The sequence below is a fragment of the Trichococcus sp. K1Tr genome (genome assembly GCF_028309625.1).
In the GTDB taxonomy this organism is placed as follows: domain Bacteria; phylum Bacillota; class Bacilli; order Lactobacillales; family Aerococcaceae; genus Trichococcus.
In genome coordinates, this window is record NZ_JAQMHR010000003.1 from 259,477 (window position 1) to 277,092 (window position 17,616).

Annotated in this window: 17 protein-coding genes, 1 tRNA gene and 1 pseudogene; 14 read left to right on the top strand and 5 right to left on the bottom strand. The window is 46.2% G+C overall.

Annotated elements, in window-relative coordinates; all coding sequences use genetic code 11:
- Window positions 1-269: 269 nt before the first annotated feature.
- The 3 genes and pseudogenes from PH235_RS14575 to PH235_RS07630 form a co-directional block, all read left to right on the top strand.
- Window positions 270-395, top strand: a pseudogene (locus PH235_RS14575) (Sir2 family NAD-dependent protein deacetylase); the annotation flags it as partial.
- 58 nt (window positions 396-453) lie between these two features.
- Window positions 454-1,026, top strand: coding sequence for an SIR2 family NAD-dependent protein deacylase (locus PH235_RS07625; RefSeq protein WP_272161766.1), 573 nt, complete (start codon window positions 454-456; stop codon window positions 1,024-1,026).
- A 49-nt stretch (window positions 1,027-1,075) separates the two neighbouring features.
- Entirely contained in the window at window positions 1,076-1,987 is a 912-nt protein-coding gene (locus PH235_RS07630) for a Panacea domain-containing protein (protein WP_272161767.1), read from the top strand.
- 150 nt (window positions 1,988-2,137) lie between these two features.
- Here the strand turns inward: PH235_RS07630 and PH235_RS07635 are convergent, their stop codons facing one another.
- From PH235_RS07635 to PH235_RS07655, 5 genes are all read right to left on the bottom strand, one after another.
- Window positions 2,138-2,551, bottom strand: a complete 414-nt coding sequence (locus PH235_RS07635; protein WP_272161768.1) for a hypothetical protein — start codon at window positions 2,549-2,551, stop codon at window positions 2,138-2,140.
- 44 nt (window positions 2,552-2,595) lie between these two features.
- Window positions 2,596-3,513 carry a hypothetical protein gene (locus PH235_RS07640; protein ID WP_272161769.1) on the bottom strand — a complete coding sequence of 306 codons (918 nt, stop codon included), beginning with the start codon at window positions 3,511-3,513 and terminating at the stop codon, window positions 2,596-2,598.
- An 11-nt stretch (window positions 3,514-3,524) separates the two neighbouring features.
- The gene (locus tag PH235_RS07645) at window positions 3,525-4,196 is read right to left on the bottom strand and encodes a class D sortase (RefSeq protein ID WP_272161770.1); all 672 of its coding nucleotides are present in this window, start codon (window positions 4,194-4,196) and stop codon (window positions 3,525-3,527) included.
- A 278-nt stretch (window positions 4,197-4,474) separates the two neighbouring features.
- On the bottom strand, window positions 4,475-4,726 hold the full coding sequence (locus PH235_RS07650; RefSeq protein WP_272161771.1) for a hypothetical protein: 252 nt from the start codon (window positions 4,724-4,726) through the stop codon (window positions 4,475-4,477).
- Between the two features lie 184 nt (window positions 4,727-4,910).
- Window positions 4,911-5,000: transfer RNA gene (locus PH235_RS07655), tRNA-Ser, on the bottom strand.
- 220 nt (window positions 5,001-5,220) lie between these two features.
- On the opposite strand from PH235_RS07655, the gene sstT reads away from it, so the two are divergent.
- From sstT to PH235_RS07710, 11 genes are all read left to right on the top strand, one after another.
- On the top strand, window positions 5,221-6,459 hold the full coding sequence (sstT, locus tag PH235_RS07660; protein WP_272161772.1) for a serine/threonine transporter SstT: 1,239 nt from the start codon (window positions 5,221-5,223) through the stop codon (window positions 6,457-6,459).
- A 307-nt stretch (window positions 6,460-6,766) separates the two neighbouring features.
- Window positions 6,767-8,149 (top strand): MATE family efflux transporter, encoded by a 1,383-nt coding sequence (locus tag PH235_RS07665; protein WP_272161773.1) that lies wholly within the window; start codon window positions 6,767-6,769, stop codon window positions 8,147-8,149.
- A 174-nt stretch (window positions 8,150-8,323) separates the two neighbouring features.
- Window positions 8,324-9,694: a CHAD domain-containing protein gene (locus PH235_RS07670; protein WP_272161774.1), complete on the top strand. Its 1,371-nt coding sequence runs from the start codon at window positions 8,324-8,326 to the stop codon at window positions 9,692-9,694.
- A gap of 152 nt (window positions 9,695-9,846) precedes the next feature.
- Complete coding sequence (locus PH235_RS07675) at window positions 9,847-11,604, top strand: methyl-accepting chemotaxis protein (protein ID WP_272161775.1); 1,758 nt, start codon at window positions 9,847-9,849, stop codon at window positions 11,602-11,604.
- Between the two features lie 187 nt (window positions 11,605-11,791).
- On the top strand, window positions 11,792-12,235 hold the full coding sequence (locus tag PH235_RS07680; RefSeq protein WP_272161776.1) for a chemotaxis protein CheW: 444 nt from the start codon (window positions 11,792-11,794) through the stop codon (window positions 12,233-12,235).
- Window positions 12,236-12,269: 34 nt separating this feature from the next.
- Window positions 12,270-12,752 (top strand): chemotaxis protein CheD, encoded by a 483-nt coding sequence (locus PH235_RS07685; protein WP_272161777.1) that lies wholly within the window; start codon window positions 12,270-12,272, stop codon window positions 12,750-12,752.
- 21 nt (window positions 12,753-12,773) lie between these two features.
- Window positions 12,774-13,793, top strand: coding sequence for a protein-glutamate methylesterase/protein-glutamine glutaminase (locus PH235_RS07690; protein ID WP_272161778.1), 1,020 nt, complete (start codon window positions 12,774-12,776; stop codon window positions 13,791-13,793).
- Window positions 13,794-14,564: a CheR family methyltransferase gene (locus tag PH235_RS07695; RefSeq protein ID WP_272161779.1), complete on the top strand. Its 771-nt coding sequence runs from the start codon at window positions 13,794-13,796 to the stop codon at window positions 14,562-14,564. It abuts the gene before it with no gap.
- 42 nt (window positions 14,565-14,606) lie between these two features.
- Window positions 14,607-16,649 (top strand): chemotaxis protein CheA, encoded by a 2,043-nt coding sequence (locus tag PH235_RS07700; protein ID WP_272161780.1) that lies wholly within the window; start codon window positions 14,607-14,609, stop codon window positions 16,647-16,649.
- The gene (locus PH235_RS07705) at window positions 16,642-17,247 is read left to right on the top strand and encodes a chemotaxis protein CheC (protein WP_272161781.1); all 606 of its coding nucleotides are present in this window, start codon (window positions 16,642-16,644) and stop codon (window positions 17,245-17,247) included. Before PH235_RS07700 ends, PH235_RS07705 begins: the two co-directional genes overlap by 8 nt.
- Window positions 17,248-17,249: 2 nt before the next feature.
- Window positions 17,250-17,609, top strand: a complete 360-nt coding sequence (locus tag PH235_RS07710) for a response regulator (RefSeq protein ID WP_086985734.1) — start codon at window positions 17,250-17,252, stop codon at window positions 17,607-17,609.
- Window positions 17,610-17,616 lie beyond the last annotated feature (7 nt).

Consider the following 17,616-nt stretch of genomic DNA (forward strand, 5'->3'; position numbering starts at 1 on the left):
GGAAGGGGATGCGTTTGTAATAATATATCGGCCAATAAGAAGAGGGTTATGTGCGTCGGGATAGAGTCGTCGGCTGATGTGGAGAGAATGAATGCCGAACAGCCAAGAGGGCAAGCAATTATCCGAATCCGAACACCCCAACAAATCCCACCCTACCCATAATGCGAAATAGTACCCAGTCAACCCTTCCGAAAGCTATAATAAAAGCAGTAATAACAACAAAAGAAAGGAGCCCGGGCATGAATAACGATAAAGAACGTTTCGCGGAGATGATCCGCCAATCGCAACGCATCGTCGCCTTCACAGGAGCGGGCATAAGCACAGAGAGCGGCATCCCTGATTTCCGTTCGGCGGGCGGGCTGTTCGACAGGCTGAGCGGCCGCCATTTCACTGGCGAAGAAACGCTCAGCATCGGTTTCCTGGAGACGTACCCCAAGCTTTTCTTCCGCAATTATGCGGAGCATTTCGATTTTTCGCAGGCGCTTCCGAACGCCGCGCACCGCTTCCGAACGCCGCGCACCGCTTCCGAACGCCGCGCACCGCTTCTTTGCGGCGCTCGAAGATACAGGGAAAGAAGTCACCATCGTCACCCAGAACATCGACAATCTGCACCAGTCCGCCGGCAGCAGCGCAATCATCGAACTGCACGGCAACGGGGCGAGATGGCGGACGTTCGACACGGGCGAACCCGCCGATGCCTCCGCAATCAGCATGGACGCGGAAGGCATCCAACGCAATCCCCAAGGCAAGATGGTGCGCCCCGATATCGTGCTCTACGGCGAAATGCTCGACGAGGAGGCGATGGAGCGCGCGGCCGTGGCAATCGGCGCGGCAGACATGCTGGTCGTCATAGGCACCTCGTTGGCCGTCTACCCGGCCGCGAGCTTCGTCCGCTATTTCAAAGGCCCTTACGCCGTCCTGCTGAACCGGACGCCTGTGCCGCAGTCGCTGACCTTCCAATTGGCCGTCCAGACCGATGCGGGTGCTTTTTTGGCGGACGTCTGGGGAAAATATTTTGCAGAATGAATAACAAGGCGCATTAACAAAAAAAGGATGTGGGGAAGGGGAAATCGTTATGCCCAAACTGAGTCAGCTGGCGAGGTATCTGGTCTATTCCTACGAAAACCATACGGCAGCCCGGTTCGGCAACAACGAGCTGAAGCTGCAGACGATGCTATATTTCGCGCAGCGGGAATGCCTGGCGGTGGTCGGAGAGCCGTTGTTCGAGGAAAGCATTGAAGGCTGGGAAGAAGGGCCGGTGCTGCCGGACCTGCATTTCTTCTTCGAGGAAGGCTACGATCCCTTCGAACCGTTGGAAATGAAAAAATTGACGGAGCGCGAACAGTTCATCCTCGACCGCATCGTATTTGCGTACGGACAGTATGAAGGTTGGTATTTGGCGGATTTGGCGCGCCGCGAAACATCCTGGCGCAACAGCAGACCAGGTGTCGCGGAAGAAGCAACCGAACCCAAACCCAAACTGCTGGAACTTGCGGATATCCTCGCGGATGCAAAAAAAGTGCGGCTGTATGATACGTTGTTTGATGTTTATCTGGATGAACTGGAGGAATTCGAAGGGGGAGGTGCTGGAGCCGTGAACGAAACGCAAGCCTACATCGGTGCCATCGTCAAGGCCCGTTTTGCCTATCATGACCTTGAAACCGACAAAATCGCCTTCAAATCGCGCCCATTCCTGATCATCGGTGCCGAATACGATACGCTGCCGTGCGACTTCACGGCCTTTCCGATTTCGAAAGTGTCCGCTAGCCAGAACATCGATCCCGTCCACGACATCAAAGTCGAAAAGGACCGCTACCCCAAACTGAGCCTGAATGCGGATGTCTCATATATCCGCGTCCACAAAATCCAGACGATCCACAGCTCGCAGCTTGCGATCGGAATCCTGTCCTCCTTGAGTGAAGCCTACCCAGATCTCTATGCTGAAATAAAGGCTGCTTACCGGGATTTTTCTGGAGGGCTATTCTGAATGAGGTGGGTTCCTCGACCCTAGACTGTATCCATACCACGAAAAAAAACACCCCTGCATAGCGGAGACCCATGATGGAGTCTCCGTTCTATGCGGGGGTATTTTACAAGCGTTTATGCAAACTCAGCGAGGTGTGCCTAAGCTTCCACTCTATTTTACGCCATTTCCCTTTGTCGGGAAAGCAGCGACAACAATGCCGTCTGCACCACTGAAAACGACTTGTTTTGAAGTCACAGTAACAGTAATATCCAATACAGCAGCAGTTGCAGTAAGCTCAGCCAGGATGGCTTGTTTATCAGCTTTAGTAAGCTGATTCATACTTTTCGCTCCACGTGCATTCACTACAGCTTGTGCATTATTTATGTGGACATTGATTTGATCCGCTTCTTCAGCAGTCACATCATTGGACCTTAAATAATTTTTTGCTTGCTGCACATAATTTGATGGTAGATTGGTGGCTACCAAAGTTTTAATGATATCATTTTCAGTTGCAGCAGCAACATATGGTTGCGCTCCGACAAACAATACGAATGCAAACAAAAGAGATACGATAACTTTTTTCATATATTTTTCACCTCCTTTCAATGTATCTGTCTTCCGATGCTGAATCAGTATTGTTTCATTTCGGTCCCATAGTCGCGATGCTGCCGGTAGGCCGCTCGCTTGGCTTTGCTGATCTGATTGTAGCCAACAAGACAGGCTATCCCCAAAAAGAAGACCACTGCCCCGGTGACCAACAAAAATGTAGTGTAATGCATAGCCAACGCGCGCAGGGCGGTGTTGATATAATCCGTTGAAACTGTGATTCGCTGCGGGATGTCAAGGCTCAATGCTACAATTGCTGGGATGATGACGAAGGCAGATCCGGAAACTAAACCGCTGCCGATCCAGATCAAAGAGCGGTGAGGCAGTTTCCAGTTCAAGCAGACCAGTGCCCCGGCGATCAAAAAGAAGGCCAAAGGAACGAGATAGAAATAAGCAAGAACGGTTTGTAACATTTTTCGGGCGGTCTGGAATTGCGGGAAAGCAATAACGTTATCCAGATTGAACAGCATAGTGTGGCTACCGACAATGGCGGTGGCTTCATCAATGATATAATCCGTCTGCGCTTGCATGCTTTCATCGAACGGCTGGTTTTGCTCTGCGGCATAACCCTCAACATAAGTCGTCACGGGTTCCGCGAATAGTCTGCGAGCGGTCGTCGTAGAGTAAGTTGCGTCGGGGTCAATCAGGTAGTTGAGAACTTGTTCAGTGTTCGTGCGGGCAAGTTGTTGCAGGCTATTTTGGTGCATCGCGGCTCCCACGAAGACTTCCTCTGGTATGGAAGTTTCCAGGCTCAACGTCTTTAATTCAGCGGTCAAGCTTTCTTCCACTTTGATGTAATAGGAGCTTTCTTCCAACTGCTTATTGAGGTCGCTTGCGCTCATCAGCACCTGTTTCATGAAGATGACTCCGATCAAGGCAACCACTACAAACATCAGGAGGAAGCTGAGGACCGCTCTGCTGATTTTTTTTATGTTTTGCATCGCGAGACTCCTTAAAAATTTATTTCCGATAGTGGTTTGCCTTCGATCAATTTTGCAGTCACGACATATCTGTCAGATGTGTTGCCGATGTAATCGAAAGGATAATAAGTGTACAAAGTCAAAATTTGCTCTTCGGAAGGTGCCAGAATACTTTCGTCGGTATTGCTCTTGATTTCGATGTTGCTGATTTCATACACGTAGGTTCCGTAGGTCAGCTCCAGGCGGATTTCATCACCGATCTGCGCTTCATCCAGCCTCTTGAAGACCGAATTGGTGTGCCCTGTGATGACGGTTTTTCCGATATCCCCCGGAAAAACGGAACCATAATATTGGCCGGCACCATCTAACAATTGGGCTGCACCGTCGCCGACGAAAATTGGCGAGACGATGCCTGCCGCATCCACGCTCAACGTCCCGTATTCATCCCCGTATTTCGGAAAAGAGAGTTGGGTCACTGTGGTTGTCTCCTCCACACCAGTACTGCTGTCGCTCAAATTCGTCTGAGCAATGGCGACTTCTTGTGGGAAAAACATCCGCGATATGTAAAAAGCGTAGGAGACATTATCAAAAAAAGCCAAGGAAAGCAACGTAATGCCGGATACGAATAGCAGTAATGGTATGCCTATCAGCTTAGCGATTCTCCGCCGCGTTTCCCGATTTTTTTGACTTATTTTTTTCCCCATCATTCCACTCCATTCATTTTAGGTCATGCAGAGCATGCCATTTCATCAAAAAATAATTTCCCTCTATTTGGTATTTGTTGAAAAATACAAGGAAACAGAAAACAACGTTTTACTTTCGAATGTAATTATATTATTCCATGGATATCATGATTCCCACCGTTTATAGTCTTATAGGACTATAAACGACTTCTACCGTAATTGTATTAATAGGCTATATCCCACCTGAATAAGTTATACAGTATCAAATAACTATTACCAACGTTGCTGTAACAGCATTATTAATTATTCGATTTCGAACGGAAGGACAAAAAAGCGCACTGAAAATCAGATGGAATGATTATCAGTGCGCTTAGGCACGCCCGAAATCGGGAACGGCTTCGGCAACGGTGCGCGTAGTATTCCTGATCGGCATATCTTTTCAATTGAAGCTCAATCGGACCTTGAAAGCCAAAAAAGTCTGTGTCCGTTTTGTCTAGTATGTCGGCAGTGTAGGCGATGCCGTCAATCGACAATTTCATTTCTTCTACCATTACGCAACCTTCTTTCGGTAGTCTTCAGAACGGAATCGATCCGCATTTGTTTCAGACTAGCACTTGAAGTGGACTCCAAGTCAACATAAATTAGAGGGAAACAAGTTTATTTCGACAAAACAAAAGGCCGGCACCCCATTTCGGGAGTGCTGGCCTTTTGTCGGACAATATTTAAAAGTTTTTAAGGAGAATGGGGGATTCGAACCCCCGCGCGCCTTTCGACACCTAACGCATTTCGAGTGCGTCCTCTTCAGCCGGACTTGAGTAATTCTCCATAAATGACATTATAACGCTTTTTGAAGATTTGGAAAAGGGGATTTTTCAAAAAGTATCATAAAATGCAGAAACAGCTTCGGGAATTGGTTCTGTTGAATGAGCATCTTGTCCCGAAAATTTAAAGGTTTTGTTCCTAGATGGATTAAATTATGGTAATATACAGTTCTGTGTACTCATTATTTTGTTACTTTTGCATAAATATCAGGGGGAATAAGAAATTGTATAAATTATTGAATAACTGGTACAAGCTGAGCCTTGTCAAACGTATAATCGCCGGTCTTATCATAGGTATCATCCTTGCCGTAACAATTCCCGATATAGCGCAGCCAATCACCATTTTTGGCTCTCTGTTTGTCGGCGCTTTAAAAGCGATCGCTCCAATGCTAGTGTTTTTCTTGGTTGCATCCGCGATTTCGCAACACAAAAAAGGCCAACAGACGAACATGAAATCCGTCATCGGGCTCTATCTTTTAGGGACTTTGTCGGCGGCACTCGTAGCAGTGACCGCAAGCTTCATCTTCCCGGTGAACTTGACATTGGGCGCCGGCGTTGAGGATGTCACCGCTCCAGGCGGTGTGGTGGAAGTACTGAAGGCGCTGCTCCTGAACGTAGTGGACAATCCGGTCAAGGCGCTCTACAATGCCAATTATATCGGCATTCTGTCCTGGGCCCTCATGATCGGCTTTACTTTGAAGAATGCCGCAGCTTCAACCAAGCTGATGCTGTCCAATGTTTCTGATGCACTGACAGAAATGGTCAGGATCGTCATTGCCTTCGCTCCTTTAGGGATCATGGGCCTTGTCTTCGATGCCATCGCAACTAGCGGAATTGGCGCTCTATTGGGCTATGGGAAACTGCTTGCGGTACTGATTGGTTGTATGCTGTTCGTGGCCTTGGTCGTTAACCCGATCATCGTATACATCTATATCCGTTCCAATCCGTTTCCGCTTGTCTTAAGATGCTTGAGGGAAAGTGGCATCACAGCTTTCTTCACAAGAAGTTCGGCTGCTAACATTCCCGTGAACATGACGCTGTGTGATGACTTGGGACTGGACAGGGACACTTACTCCGTATCCATTCCGCTGGGCGCGACCATCAATATGGCCGGCGCTGCGGTTACGATTTCCGTCCTTACCTTGGCAGCGGTCAACACTTTGGGCATCCCAGTGGACTTCGGAACAGCCCTCATCCTTAGTATCCTGGCAGCGGTCAGTGCTTGTGGGGCATCGGGTGTAGCTGGTGGCTCCCTGCTGCTTATCCCGTTAGCGGCAAGCTTGTTCGGCATCCCGAACGATGTGGCTATGCAAATAGTCGGTGTTGGATTCATCATCGGCGTCCTGCAGGATTCATTCGAGACAGCCCTCAATTCATCGACCGATGTCCTTTTCACTGCGACTGCAGAATTCGCAAAACGACGCAAGGAAGGGAACGGCGCTTCCAAAGGCAAGATTGCCTAAAAAGAACAAAACAGCCTGCACCAAAGCATGTTGCTGGTCCCGAATCGGATCAGCGGCATGCTTTTTTCGATTGTCGAATCTGCAGCGGAATCGGAGTAAGGGTGCATTGCGGATTATAAGCAAATTACAAGCTGTTTGATCGCTCGTTGCCCGTATGAAAAGGATAGGCAGTTTATGCAACTTTATTGAATAGAAATTTTTGAGAAGAATAGTTGCTCAAAAATATGCTATACTTGAAGAAAGAATTAGGATGGACAAGTGAGTGTTCGGAACTTTGCATCAGAGCACGAGTCGTAGGAGGTTGATTATGGGTGAAGAGAAGCAAACGGGCATAAAACAGCTGAAAAGTCCAATCAACAAGGAAATCATGAACATCGCGTGGCCGGTTCTGATCGAACTGGTCCTGAGTTCGTTGTTCGGGATGATCAACATGATGATGCTGGGGAATATCGCGGATCATGCCTATGCTGCAGCGGCCGTTTCGGCGGTCGGGGTGACGAACCAACCGCTGTTCCTCGGGCTGGCCGTAGTGCAGGCGTTGAACATCGGAGGCACAGCCTTGATCGCCCGCTATTTCGGAGCTGGAAAACACGACCGGATGGAAAACGTCATGAAGCATGTCATGATCATCAGCATGATCCTTTCCGCCCCATTGGCCCTGGCCGCCTTTGTCTATTCCGATCAGATCATGGCCTTTATGGGCGCGCAGTCCGATACAGTCGAAGTCGGCAGGCTCTATTTCCGCATCATCTGCATCAGTTACTTGTTGCAATCCTTCAATTTCAGCATTTCCGGTTCCTTGCGCGGAATCGGCGAAACACAGATTCCGATGGGCGTAAATCTGCAAGCGAATTTCCTGAATGTCATCGGCAATGCCTTGCTGATCTATGGACTTTTCGGGGTTCCGGCTTTTGGCATCGAGGGGGCGGCGATTTCGACCGTTATCGCCAACCTAGTGGCCAATTTCCTGCTGATCCGTTACCTGCGATCCGGCAAGAGCAAGCTGAATTTTTCCTTCGCGCATCCTTTCCAGTTTTCGATGAAAACGATGAAAAGTTTGGCGAAAATCGGACTGCCTTCAGCGCTGGAACAATTGGCGCTGCGTGCCGGGATGATTCTGTTCATCCAGATCGTGTCGGGCTTGGGGACCGTCGTCTTTGCCGCCCACAACATCGGCATGAATATTCTGTCCCTGTCATTCACCCTCGGACAAGCCTTCGGTATTGCGGCGTCAGCCTTGGTCGGCAGGGCATTGGGTGCCGGTGACGCAAATCTGGCAGAAAAATATGCCTCGCGGACCGGTAAAATCGGCAGCTTGTGGGGTGCGATCCTCGGAGTGGCCTTCTTTTTCGGCGCCGAGTACATCGTCGGCTTCTATTCCAGTGATCCGGAAATCATCCGGAATGCCGCGATCGCCATCCGGGTTGCGGCCATCACCCAGCCTTTCCAGTCGCACCAGCTGATCGTCGCGGGTTCATTGCGCGGGGCAGGGGATACGATTTTCCCGCTGATCTCAACTTTCCTTGGGATTTTGATCATCCGCGTCGCAGCCGCCACCTTCTTCGTGCAGGTGCTCGGACTCGGCATCCTCGGGGCCTGGCTGGCCGTCATGCTGGATCAGATCATCCGTTGGTTCCTGATTGCGATGCGCTTCCGGTCCGGCAAATGGAAAAAGATGAAACTGACGTAAATTCATCCCAAAATAATTCAACAAGCCTCGGCTAATCCGCCTCTTTCTGAAAAAGAGACGGATTTTTTTTCACATGCATTGGCGAAAAATGGTATACTGTTCAATGAGAGAACGGTTACAAATCGGGGCGTGATATCCGTATTTGGGACACCAAAATAAAGGAGGATGAGCAGTATGGGAGGACAACTGATACTGATTCGGCATGGAATCGCGGAAGAGCGTACGCCTGAAGGGGATGACTTCTACAGAAAACTGACGGAAGCAGGCGTGGAGGAACTGACTGCGTTTCTGCCTGACATCGCACCCTTGCTGACCGAGAGCGGAAACCTGAAGATATGGACAAGCCCATTGGTTCGGGCGCGTCAGACTGCTGAATTGGTGGCTGAAGCCACTGCCGTCGAAGTGATCCAACCGCAGGAATTTTTGGAGACCGGCGATTTCGTAGCCTTCATGGATGCGTTGAAACAGGAAGACGAGGGTTTCAATTTGGTGCTTGTCGGGCACGAACCTTATATGAGCAGCTGGACGAAAGAATTGATCGGTGCCGCGATTCCGTTCAAAAAAGGGGCGGTTGCTTTCTTTACGGTCGACATGACCGCAGACCCGATCGGCAATCTGGAGTGGCTTTTGGCGCCGGGTAAATCGGCGAAACGCAAACACGAAGCCACCGCCGACAAAATGCATGCCGTGGATAAACATGAAGGGTCGTCGAAATACGACCCGTGTGATGGTGAAGACACGTTGTACGCCGGTATCATCAACGAACAAATAGCCGGGGTTCAGCACGCCTATGCCGCTTACCAACAGGATTCCGTCGAGCCGGAATCGGCCCATGCACTGCGCGTCGCAATCCGCCAACTGCGGGCTTTGTTGAACTTCAACAAAGCGAACGGCGAGGAGAAATACTACCGGGAAGCGGGCGAAGATTGGCGCGAAATCGCCACCACGTTTGGCTATCTGCGTGAGCTGGATGTGCTGATGGAAGAATGCCGCGAACTGCGCGGGTTGTATCCGGACATGTTGGCCGAGGACGGCCAAGTCATGACTTGGCTGATGGAAGAACGCCAAGGCGAACAGGACAGCATCCATGAATTGATCACGAGCGGTGCTCTCACCGAACGCATTCTCGATGCGGAAGCCGCTACGGCCCATTACTTGAAATCCATCAACTTGGATGATGATCAGCAGAAAAAATCGACAATCAAAAAGCTGGAAAAAATGAAGAAACGCCTGATGCGCAAGTGGGAAGAAGTCGATTTCTCAAACCATGAACAGACCCACAGCCTGCGCATCAACGCCAAAAAACTGCGTTACGCCGCGACCTACCTCGCACCGATCTTGGGCGAGAAGGACAAGGACATCATCAAAGAGATGAAGAAAGTCCAGACCGCACTCGGTACGCTCTGCGACCTCGACATCAACGGGCACCTGCTTCTGGAGATGGCCGACAGGACCGATGATCCCGATCTGCAGCACCACTTCAGAACACTCAGTGAGCATCAATTCCAGCGCAGGGAAGCGATATTGAACGACGAAGCAGATTGAACAATTTAAGAATTTTTACTTAGGTCCATACTCGTTAAGGGTTATGGATCTTTTTATTGCAATAAAATATCCATTCAGATATAAACATAATCAAAAAGATACCGATTACATAATAGGGAAATAGAAGTATCATAGAAATGGGAGTGGGAAATTTGGAAGTAAGAGAAACTTTTATCAGCAATATCATGAGCAACAGCAAGAAGATAAATCTGACAAAATTATTGAATTTTAAAAGTATCCGCATAAAATTGTTAGCTGGGTATTTCACTATCATCACTTTGATAGCAGTCTTAGGAGTCAATAGTTACGCAACGACGAAAGAAATCAATGACAACACCAAGGACATCATCGAAGAGGATATAATTGTTTTAGAGAGCGGTGAAGAGTTCAAATTTCTGATTTCCCAAAGAATTGCGGTAGCACGGGCATACTTAATGACCGGAGATGTGGCTTTCAAGGATATGTTTACACAATTTACTGAAGAGAGTAAGGTTGCCCAAGCAGAAATACTGGCTGTAGACAATTCAAAAGAAATAACCGCGTTATTTGAAGCGAATGACCAATGGGCAGAAGTAATGGAATCAGAAGTTCTTGCAGCTTATCAAGCAGGAAATACAGAAGCAGCAGTGTTTAATATGGTGAACGTTGCGGATCCTGTCATTCGAGAGCAGATTGAATCTGTAAGCGCCATGATTGATCAAAAAGTTCAGACGATTGATAAAAATGGCCATGAGATTATCACGAGGGGGCAAAATTCGCTAAGACTCGCTGTTTTACTTTCGGGGGCTGCTGTAATTATGAGTGTTGTAATTGCATTCTTACTTTCAAATGAAATCTCCAGCAAAATCAAGTTGATTAAGGAACGTATGGAAACAATTGCTGATGGCAGATTAAATGTCGAACCGATAGAAATATCAGGCCGAGATGAACTGGCTGAATTGGCGATTGCGACCAACACGATGCATGAACAATTAACAGCAATTGTTGTAAATATTCTGGATTCTTCCGAACAACTGGCAGGTCATAGTCAAGAATTGACTCAATCTGCAAATGAAGTGAAAATTGGGTCTGAACAAGTTGCTTTAACCATGCAAGAATTGGCAACGGGGTCTGAGGCTCAAGCAAGCAATGCTAGTGCACTTGCAAATGTGATGGAAACTTTTAATGAAGAATTCAAAGTCGTTAACGAAAACTCTTTGATTATTGCGGATGCTTCTCGTCAGGTGATCGATCAATCAAATGAGAGCGAACAGTTGATGGATTTATCAAGTCAACAAATGGATAAAATAGAAACAATCATGAAACAAGCTGTAAGCAAAATGCAATCTTTGGAATTCCAAACGCAAGAAATCACTACGCTGGTGAGATTGATTCAAAATATTGCAGATCAAACTAACCTGCTTGCTCTTAATGCAGCCATAGAAGCTGCCCGAGCTGGGGAACATGGCCGAGGATTTGCAGTCGTTGCTGATGAAGTCCGGAAATTATCGGAACAAGTCGCAGTTTCTGTAAAAGATATTACGGGCTTTGTCGGGAAGATTCAGAGCGAGTCCAGAGATGTGAGTGTATCCTTGGAGCAAGGATATACGGAGGTTAAAGCAGGAGCAGAACAAATTCAAAGAACAACAGATGTGCTGAATGAAATGGAAAGTTCATTAAATAGTATGATCCAGAATATTCTGCTTGTTTCCGACAAAATGTCCAGTCTGACGGAAAATACGGCAAGTATGAGCGTGGCAATAGAAGAAATAGCTTCCATTTCTCAAGAGTCGGCAGCTGGTGTCGAAGAAACTTCTGCAGCTACACAGCAGATCAACAGTTCGATGGAAGAAGTATCCATCAATTCGGAACAAATTTCCGGGTTGGCAGAAATGCTGCATGCGATTGTTAACCATTTTAAGTTCCAGTGATAAAATTGATTCCTAGAAAAGAGAGACAACTGTTCTTAATAAGACAGTTGCCTCTCTTTTGCTCTTTATGAAGAACTGTAATTATGCAGAAGGACTAAATAATTTCAAAAGTCTGCCGATTAAGATAAGAATACCAGAATCATAAATAGTATTAATCATATACCAAAAAATTGATGGGAGTCACATCATGAAAAAATTTATCGTGTTTATCTGTAGCCAACAGCAATTCGCCATTCCAATTGAAATCATTGAGAAAATATTACCATTAGGAAAGTTAACACTAATTCCGGAAGCTTCACCGTACGTCAGTGGTGTTATCCAATACGCTGAGACCACCATGCCTATCATCGATCTGAGCAAGCGGCTCTTCGATAACGATATGGAGATTACGGAAAACTCCAAAATCATTGTGGTATCGGACAATGAACTGAGATTTGGAATTGCGGTGGACAGTGTCGTTTCAGTTAGTGAATTCGATGAAGAACTTCCGACCGTAAACGGTAATGTCGAAAATAAAGTCCAATATATCGAGCACCTATTCAAGACGGATACTGACATCATCATCCATATCGACATCAATGCTTTATTCCATTCTGATGGCATGGAAGAGTTAGTTGCATTAAATGGATAACGGGTTAAGTTCAATAAGGGGTTGATTACGTACTTTGGAAAAAGAACTAAAGGTCGGGATTTCTGATTACAAAATCGGGGAAGCACCACAGTCTTTGTTTACCATCGGGCTAGGGTCATGTGTAGGCATAGCGATTTATGATCCAACTACCCGTGTAGGCGGATTAAGCCATATTATGCTCCCGGACAGCAGTATGTTCAACGGGGAAAAAAAGATCGAAAAGTTTGCCGATTTGGCCATTCCGCATATGGTTTCAGAGCTTGCCAAAAAAACACCAAAAAGAAGATTGGTTGCGAAAATAGCTGGAGGGTCAAGTATGTTCAAAAACTCTTTGAATACGCCTCAAGCGAATATCGGCTTACGCAATATAGCGGCTGTTGAAACCATCCTCAAACAACAAGGGATCCCTATTCTGGCAAATCATACAGGAGGTTCGATGGGGAGATCCATGTTCTTCGATCTTCACACGCTTCAAGTGAAAGTTAGGATGGGGAATCGAGAAATTTTTGATCTATAACAGTCAACGGGGGGAACAGCAATGGAAATAAATATCTTATTAGTGGATGATTCAGCATTCATGCGACAGATATTAAAAGAGAAAATATCCGAAATCGATGGGCTGAATGTTGTCGCGACAGCAAGGAACAGCCAAGAAGCTTTTCAAAAAATAAAACAGTTCAATCCGGATCTGATCACGTTGGACATTGAAATGCCTGGAATGAACGGCCTCGAGACATTGAAGGTCATTAAAGAGAGTTACGATATACCTGTGATGATGATGAGTTCGCTTAGCGGCAAAGAAATTACGATTGAAGCGCTGGAAGCTGGAGCGATTGATTTTATTGAAAAGCCTGCGGACATAAAAAATCAAGGAGAGTCTTTTAAAAAGCAAATTGAATTTGTCATGAAACAGTTCTTCAACAGAACACAAGAAATGACAGCTCCCCGGAGCAACGATGAGGGATCAAATCCAAATAAATCCCGTCCCAATGCCGTGCGGGCTTTGGCGATTGGAGCATCAACAGGTGGACCACGGGCGCTTTTACAAGTGATGAAGGACTTGCCGGAAGGGATCAATGTGCCTATTTTTATTGTGCAACATATGCCCAAGGGATTCACTGCATCATTTGCGCAACGAATGGACGCGGTATCGCCAGTAAAGGTTGTTGAGGCTTACGACGGCATGCCGGTTGAGGGCGGAAAGGCCTATGTAGCCCCGGGGGACCATCATATGACAGTGAAAAATCGCCGCATTCAACTGTCGCAAACTGATAAAATTCATGGCGTAAGGCCAGCTGTGGACCATCTTTTCAGCTCAGCAGCCGAAAGTTACGGGAGCCGCCTGATTGGGGTTGTGCTTACCGGTATGGGGAAAGACGGTACGGAAGGTCTAAAGAAAATAAAGACTAATGGAGGATATACCTTCGCTCAGGACAAAGAATCTTCCTTGGTTTTCGGCATGCCCGGCAATGCCATCCAGAATAAGGTGATCGACGAAGTAGTCAATCTGGAAGAATTGACAGATGCGCTAAACCAAGTACTAGGCGGGAGGAAATAAATGTTGGATTTTAACTGGTTTTATGCTTGGTCAGAAAAAACGTTGCACTTGAATTTGATAGCATACAAAGAAGGACAATTACAAAGACGGATTGAGACCATCATGAAAAAATCCGGAGCAACCGATTTGAAGCAATTTGCCAAAATGATCGAAACCGATGAAAATATAAAAAAGAGTTTTTTGGATTATATCACAATCAACGTGACGGAATTCTATCGCAACAAGGAAATATTTGAAGAATTTGAAGAAGTATTCATCAACAAACTCTCCTCGAAATTCAAAGCCTTGAAAGTATGGAGTGCAGCCTGTTCAACGGGAGCTGAGGCTTATTCGATCGCTATGATTCTGAAAAAAAACAAGCTCACTGCCAGCAGCAAAATAATCGCCACAGATATAGATGAAACCATTTTGTCAAAAGCTAAGGCTGGAACGTACTCCAAATTGGAAGTACAGAACGTTCCGCCTACGGAAAAGAAACTCTATTTTTCCGAGCAGAATAACCGCTATGTGTTGTCGGATGACATCAAAAAAACAGTGCATTTCAAAAAACATGATTTGATTCTGGATTCCTACGAAAAAGGCTACCACGCCATCATCTGCAGAAATGTCACAATCTATTTCAAGAATGAAGTGAAAGAAAAGATATACCGAAACATCGCGGATTCGTTAGTGCCTGGGGGATTGTTCTTTATAGGGGCTACTGAGTCTGTATACAAACCTGAACAATACGGACTAAAAAAAGTAGCTGCATTTCTATATGAAAAGATGTAAATAAGTAAAGCTGCGGACTAACGAGAGGAAGGCTGGGATTCAATGGACGATAATAGTAAATACAGGGAACTCTTCTTTGAAGAAACCGATGAACATCTGCAAAATTTGAATGACCAAGTGATGGAGCTGGAAAACGATCCGGAAAAAGTCAGTATTTTGGATGAGATTTTCCGTTCAGCACATACGCTTAAAGGTATGGCGGCTACTATGGGCTATACAACCATGGCGGAATTGACGCACAAAATGGAAAACGTGTTTGAATTGCTCAAAACGGGCAAGTTAGCTGCAGACGAAGGGATCGTTACGTTGATCTTCGATTGTCTGGATATGCTCTCCGCAATTGTGGAAGATCTTAGAGCCGGGAATGAAGAGGAGCAGGATACTGCAACGCTCAAAAACAAATTGGACAATCTTTTGGCAATCAAAAAAGCAGAACCAAAGGATAAGACAGTCAGCGAACCCACTTTAAACGAGATGACAATTGATGATCCGAATTTTGCATTGGGAAAACTTGATTCCTCAGATATTTCGGTCATCCGCGATGCCCACGAGAAAAACTACCATGCATTATTTATCAAGGTCAGGCTAGATGAGACCAGCATGATGAAGAATGCCAGAGTTTATGTGGTCATCAATAAACTGGAGAAGAACGGAGATATTCTTTATTCCGAGCCTGATGTTGTGACGATGGAAAACGAAGATTTTGGGAATGAGTTCACCATCGTCTACCTGACTAAGACAGAAAAAGCGGCTGTCGAAGAACAGATTCTGGAAACCAGTGAAATAGAAGGCGTAGTCATTCACGAAATAACGGCCGAGGACCTCAACACAGAGACTGCTGATGTTGAAGCAGATGAGCACAATGCAGAGACAGAAATAAAGACAACAATTATAGCTAAGCCGAAACAAACAACGAATCATAGTAGCGCGATGAATCAGTCGATACGGGTTGATATCGAAAAATTGGATTCCTTTATGAATCTCGTATCCGAATTGGTCATCTATCGTACACGCTTGGAAGAAATCAATGATGACTTACAAAGGTCCGAATTACGCGAGCCGTTGGAACAAGTGAGCCGGATTGCGACGGATCTCCAGGACTTGGTGCTCAAGATCCGCATGCAACCTCTCAGTGTCGTCACGAATCGATTCGGCAGAATGATCCGTGACCTGAGCAACGAGCTCGGAAAAGAAATCGATTTGGTCATCGAAGGCGATGATACGGAACTGGATAAGACCGTCGTATCAGAACTGGGTGAGCCGCTCATCCATCTTCTAAGGAATGCGGTGGACCACGGAGTAGAAACGCCTAAAGCCAGAACCGCAAAAGGAAAAAATCCAAAAGGAATCATCCGGATAACAGCGTATCAAGAAGGCAACAGAGTGTTCCTGACAGTTTCCGATGATGGCAAAGGGGTGAATCCGTCAGTCATCAAAGAAAGTGCTGCCCGAAAAGGGATCGAAACTGACCATTTATCCGATAAGGAAATCCAACAATTGATTTTCCATCCAGGCTTCTCCACCGCAAAAAACGTGACCAATATTTCCGGACGGGGCGTTGGCATGGATGTTGTGAAGCAGAAAATCAACGAGCTAGGCGGTACGATTGAGATCATCAGTGAAGTCGATAAAGGAACGGCATTCCGGATGAGTTTGCCACTGACGTTGTCGATCATCCAAGCCTTGCTTGTTACCATTGGAACGGATCAGTTTGCTTTGCCGCTGGGGGTTGTCAGAAAAGTGATTCGCCCTGAGCCGGAAGAGATTGTCCAGACGCACACCGGTGAGGTATACTATTTTGAAGATGAGACGATTCCGGTCATTCGCCTACAGGATAGTTTGGACATCCATACCGGAGTGGAAGAAAAACCTTATCTGATAATCGTTAAAATAGATGAACGCCTGTACGCTTTGACAGTGGATAATCTGATTCGCCAACAAGAAATTGTCATCAAAGAATTAGGCAAAGAACTGAAAAATATCAATAAGTACTTGGGAGCGACTATCATGGGGAACGGGAGTATCATTTTGATTTTGGATATCACCGCAATATGCAACGAAAGAAATGTGGGCGTCTATGTATAATGACTATTCAGAAATGCAATTGGACATCATAACCGAGTTCTTCTCGATAGGTGGAGGTAACGCAGCGACAAGTCTATCACAGTTGATCAATCACCCAGTCGTAATGACGATGCCGTTGGTGGAAACAATGGACTATTCCGAATTGTTTGAAGGGATCATGTCCGATGAGAGCAGCGTGAATGCTGCGATTACGATGATTCATGGAGAACTGGAAGGCGCGTTTTTGTTTGTGATCAGAGAAGAGGAAGCTGACAAACTGGTGTCTTTGATGCTGGGTGAGATGCAGGGCGATCACGAAATGGCCACCTCCGCTTTTATCGAACTGGTCAACATTATCGTCAACACCTTTTTAAATGCAATTTCGCAAGTGTTTGATGTGACCGTTATGACAGGCGTCCCTTTTATGATAGAGGATATGTTTGGCGCGATCATCAGCAGTATCTACATGGAGCAAGGTGTTTATGAAGAAAATCTGTTCATCATAAAGAATGAATTTTCTTATTTGGGAGAACGCCTGGATGCCTCCTTGTATTTTATCCCAAAGCAAGGCGTTTTAGATCAATTATTAAATGGAATCACAACTGAAAAGGAGAATTGATTATGGCAAAAAGTGTAATGATTGTTGATGATGCAGCATTTATGAGAATGAAACTGAAGGATATTCTGGAAAAGAATGGATACAGTGTCGTGGCAGAAGCGCAGAATGGTGTCGAAGCTATCGAAAAATATAAAGAAGTTCGTCCTGAAATTGTAACAATGGACATTACGATGCCAGAAATGGACGGGATTGAGGCATTAAAAGGAATCAAGGTGATTGATGCCAATGCGAAAGTGGTGATGTGTAGCGCCATGGGACAACAAGGTATGGTAATGGATGCCATTCGAGCGGGGGCTGCGGATTTTATCGTGAAGCCTTTCGACACAGATCGCGTCATCAAAGCATTGGATAAAGTCATTTGATCAGGAG

Excerpts from the sequence above, each read along its gene's own strand:
- PH235_RS07630 (WP_272161767.1), top strand. The coding sequence starts at position 1,076 with ATGCCCAAACTGAGTCAGCTGGCGAGGTATCTGGTCTATTCCTACGAA.
- PH235_RS07710 (WP_086985734.1), top strand. The coding sequence starts at position 17,250 with ATGGCAAAAAGTGTAATGATTGTTGATGATGCAGCATTTATGAGAATG.
- PH235_RS07690 (WP_272161778.1), top strand. The coding sequence starts at position 12,774 with ATGGAAATAAATATCTTATTAGTGGATGATTCAGCATTCATGCGACAG.
- PH235_RS07695 (WP_272161779.1), top strand. The coding sequence starts at position 13,794 with ATGTTGGATTTTAACTGGTTTTATGCTTGGTCAGAAAAAACGTTGCAC.
- PH235_RS07635 (WP_272161768.1), bottom strand. The coding sequence starts at position 2,551 with ATGAAAAAAGTTATCGTATCTCTTTTGTTTGCATTCGTATTGTTTGTC.
- PH235_RS07665 (WP_272161773.1), top strand. The coding sequence starts at position 6,767 with ATGGGTGAAGAGAAGCAAACGGGCATAAAACAGCTGAAAAGTCCAATC.
- PH235_RS07640 (WP_272161769.1), bottom strand. The coding sequence starts at position 3,513 with ATGCAAAACATAAAAAAAATCAGCAGAGCGGTCCTCAGCTTCCTCCTG.
- PH235_RS07650 (WP_272161771.1), bottom strand. The coding sequence starts at position 4,726 with ATGGTAGAAGAAATGAAATTGTCGATTGACGGCATCGCCTACACTGCC.
- PH235_RS07645 (WP_272161770.1), bottom strand. The coding sequence starts at position 4,196 with ATGGGGAAAAAAATAAGTCAAAAAAATCGGGAAACGCGGCGGAGAATC.
- PH235_RS07625 (WP_272161766.1), top strand. The coding sequence starts at position 454 with ATGCGGAGCATTTCGATTTTTCGCAGGCGCTTCCGAACGCCGCGCACC.
- PH235_RS07680 (WP_272161776.1), top strand. The coding sequence starts at position 11,792 with ATGAAAAAATTTATCGTGTTTATCTGTAGCCAACAGCAATTCGCCATT.
- PH235_RS07705 (WP_272161781.1), top strand. The coding sequence starts at position 16,642 with ATGTATAATGACTATTCAGAAATGCAATTGGACATCATAACCGAGTTC.
- PH235_RS07700 (WP_272161780.1), top strand. The coding sequence starts at position 14,607 with ATGGACGATAATAGTAAATACAGGGAACTCTTCTTTGAAGAAACCGAT.
- PH235_RS07670 (WP_272161774.1), top strand. The coding sequence starts at position 8,324 with ATGGGAGGACAACTGATACTGATTCGGCATGGAATCGCGGAAGAGCGT.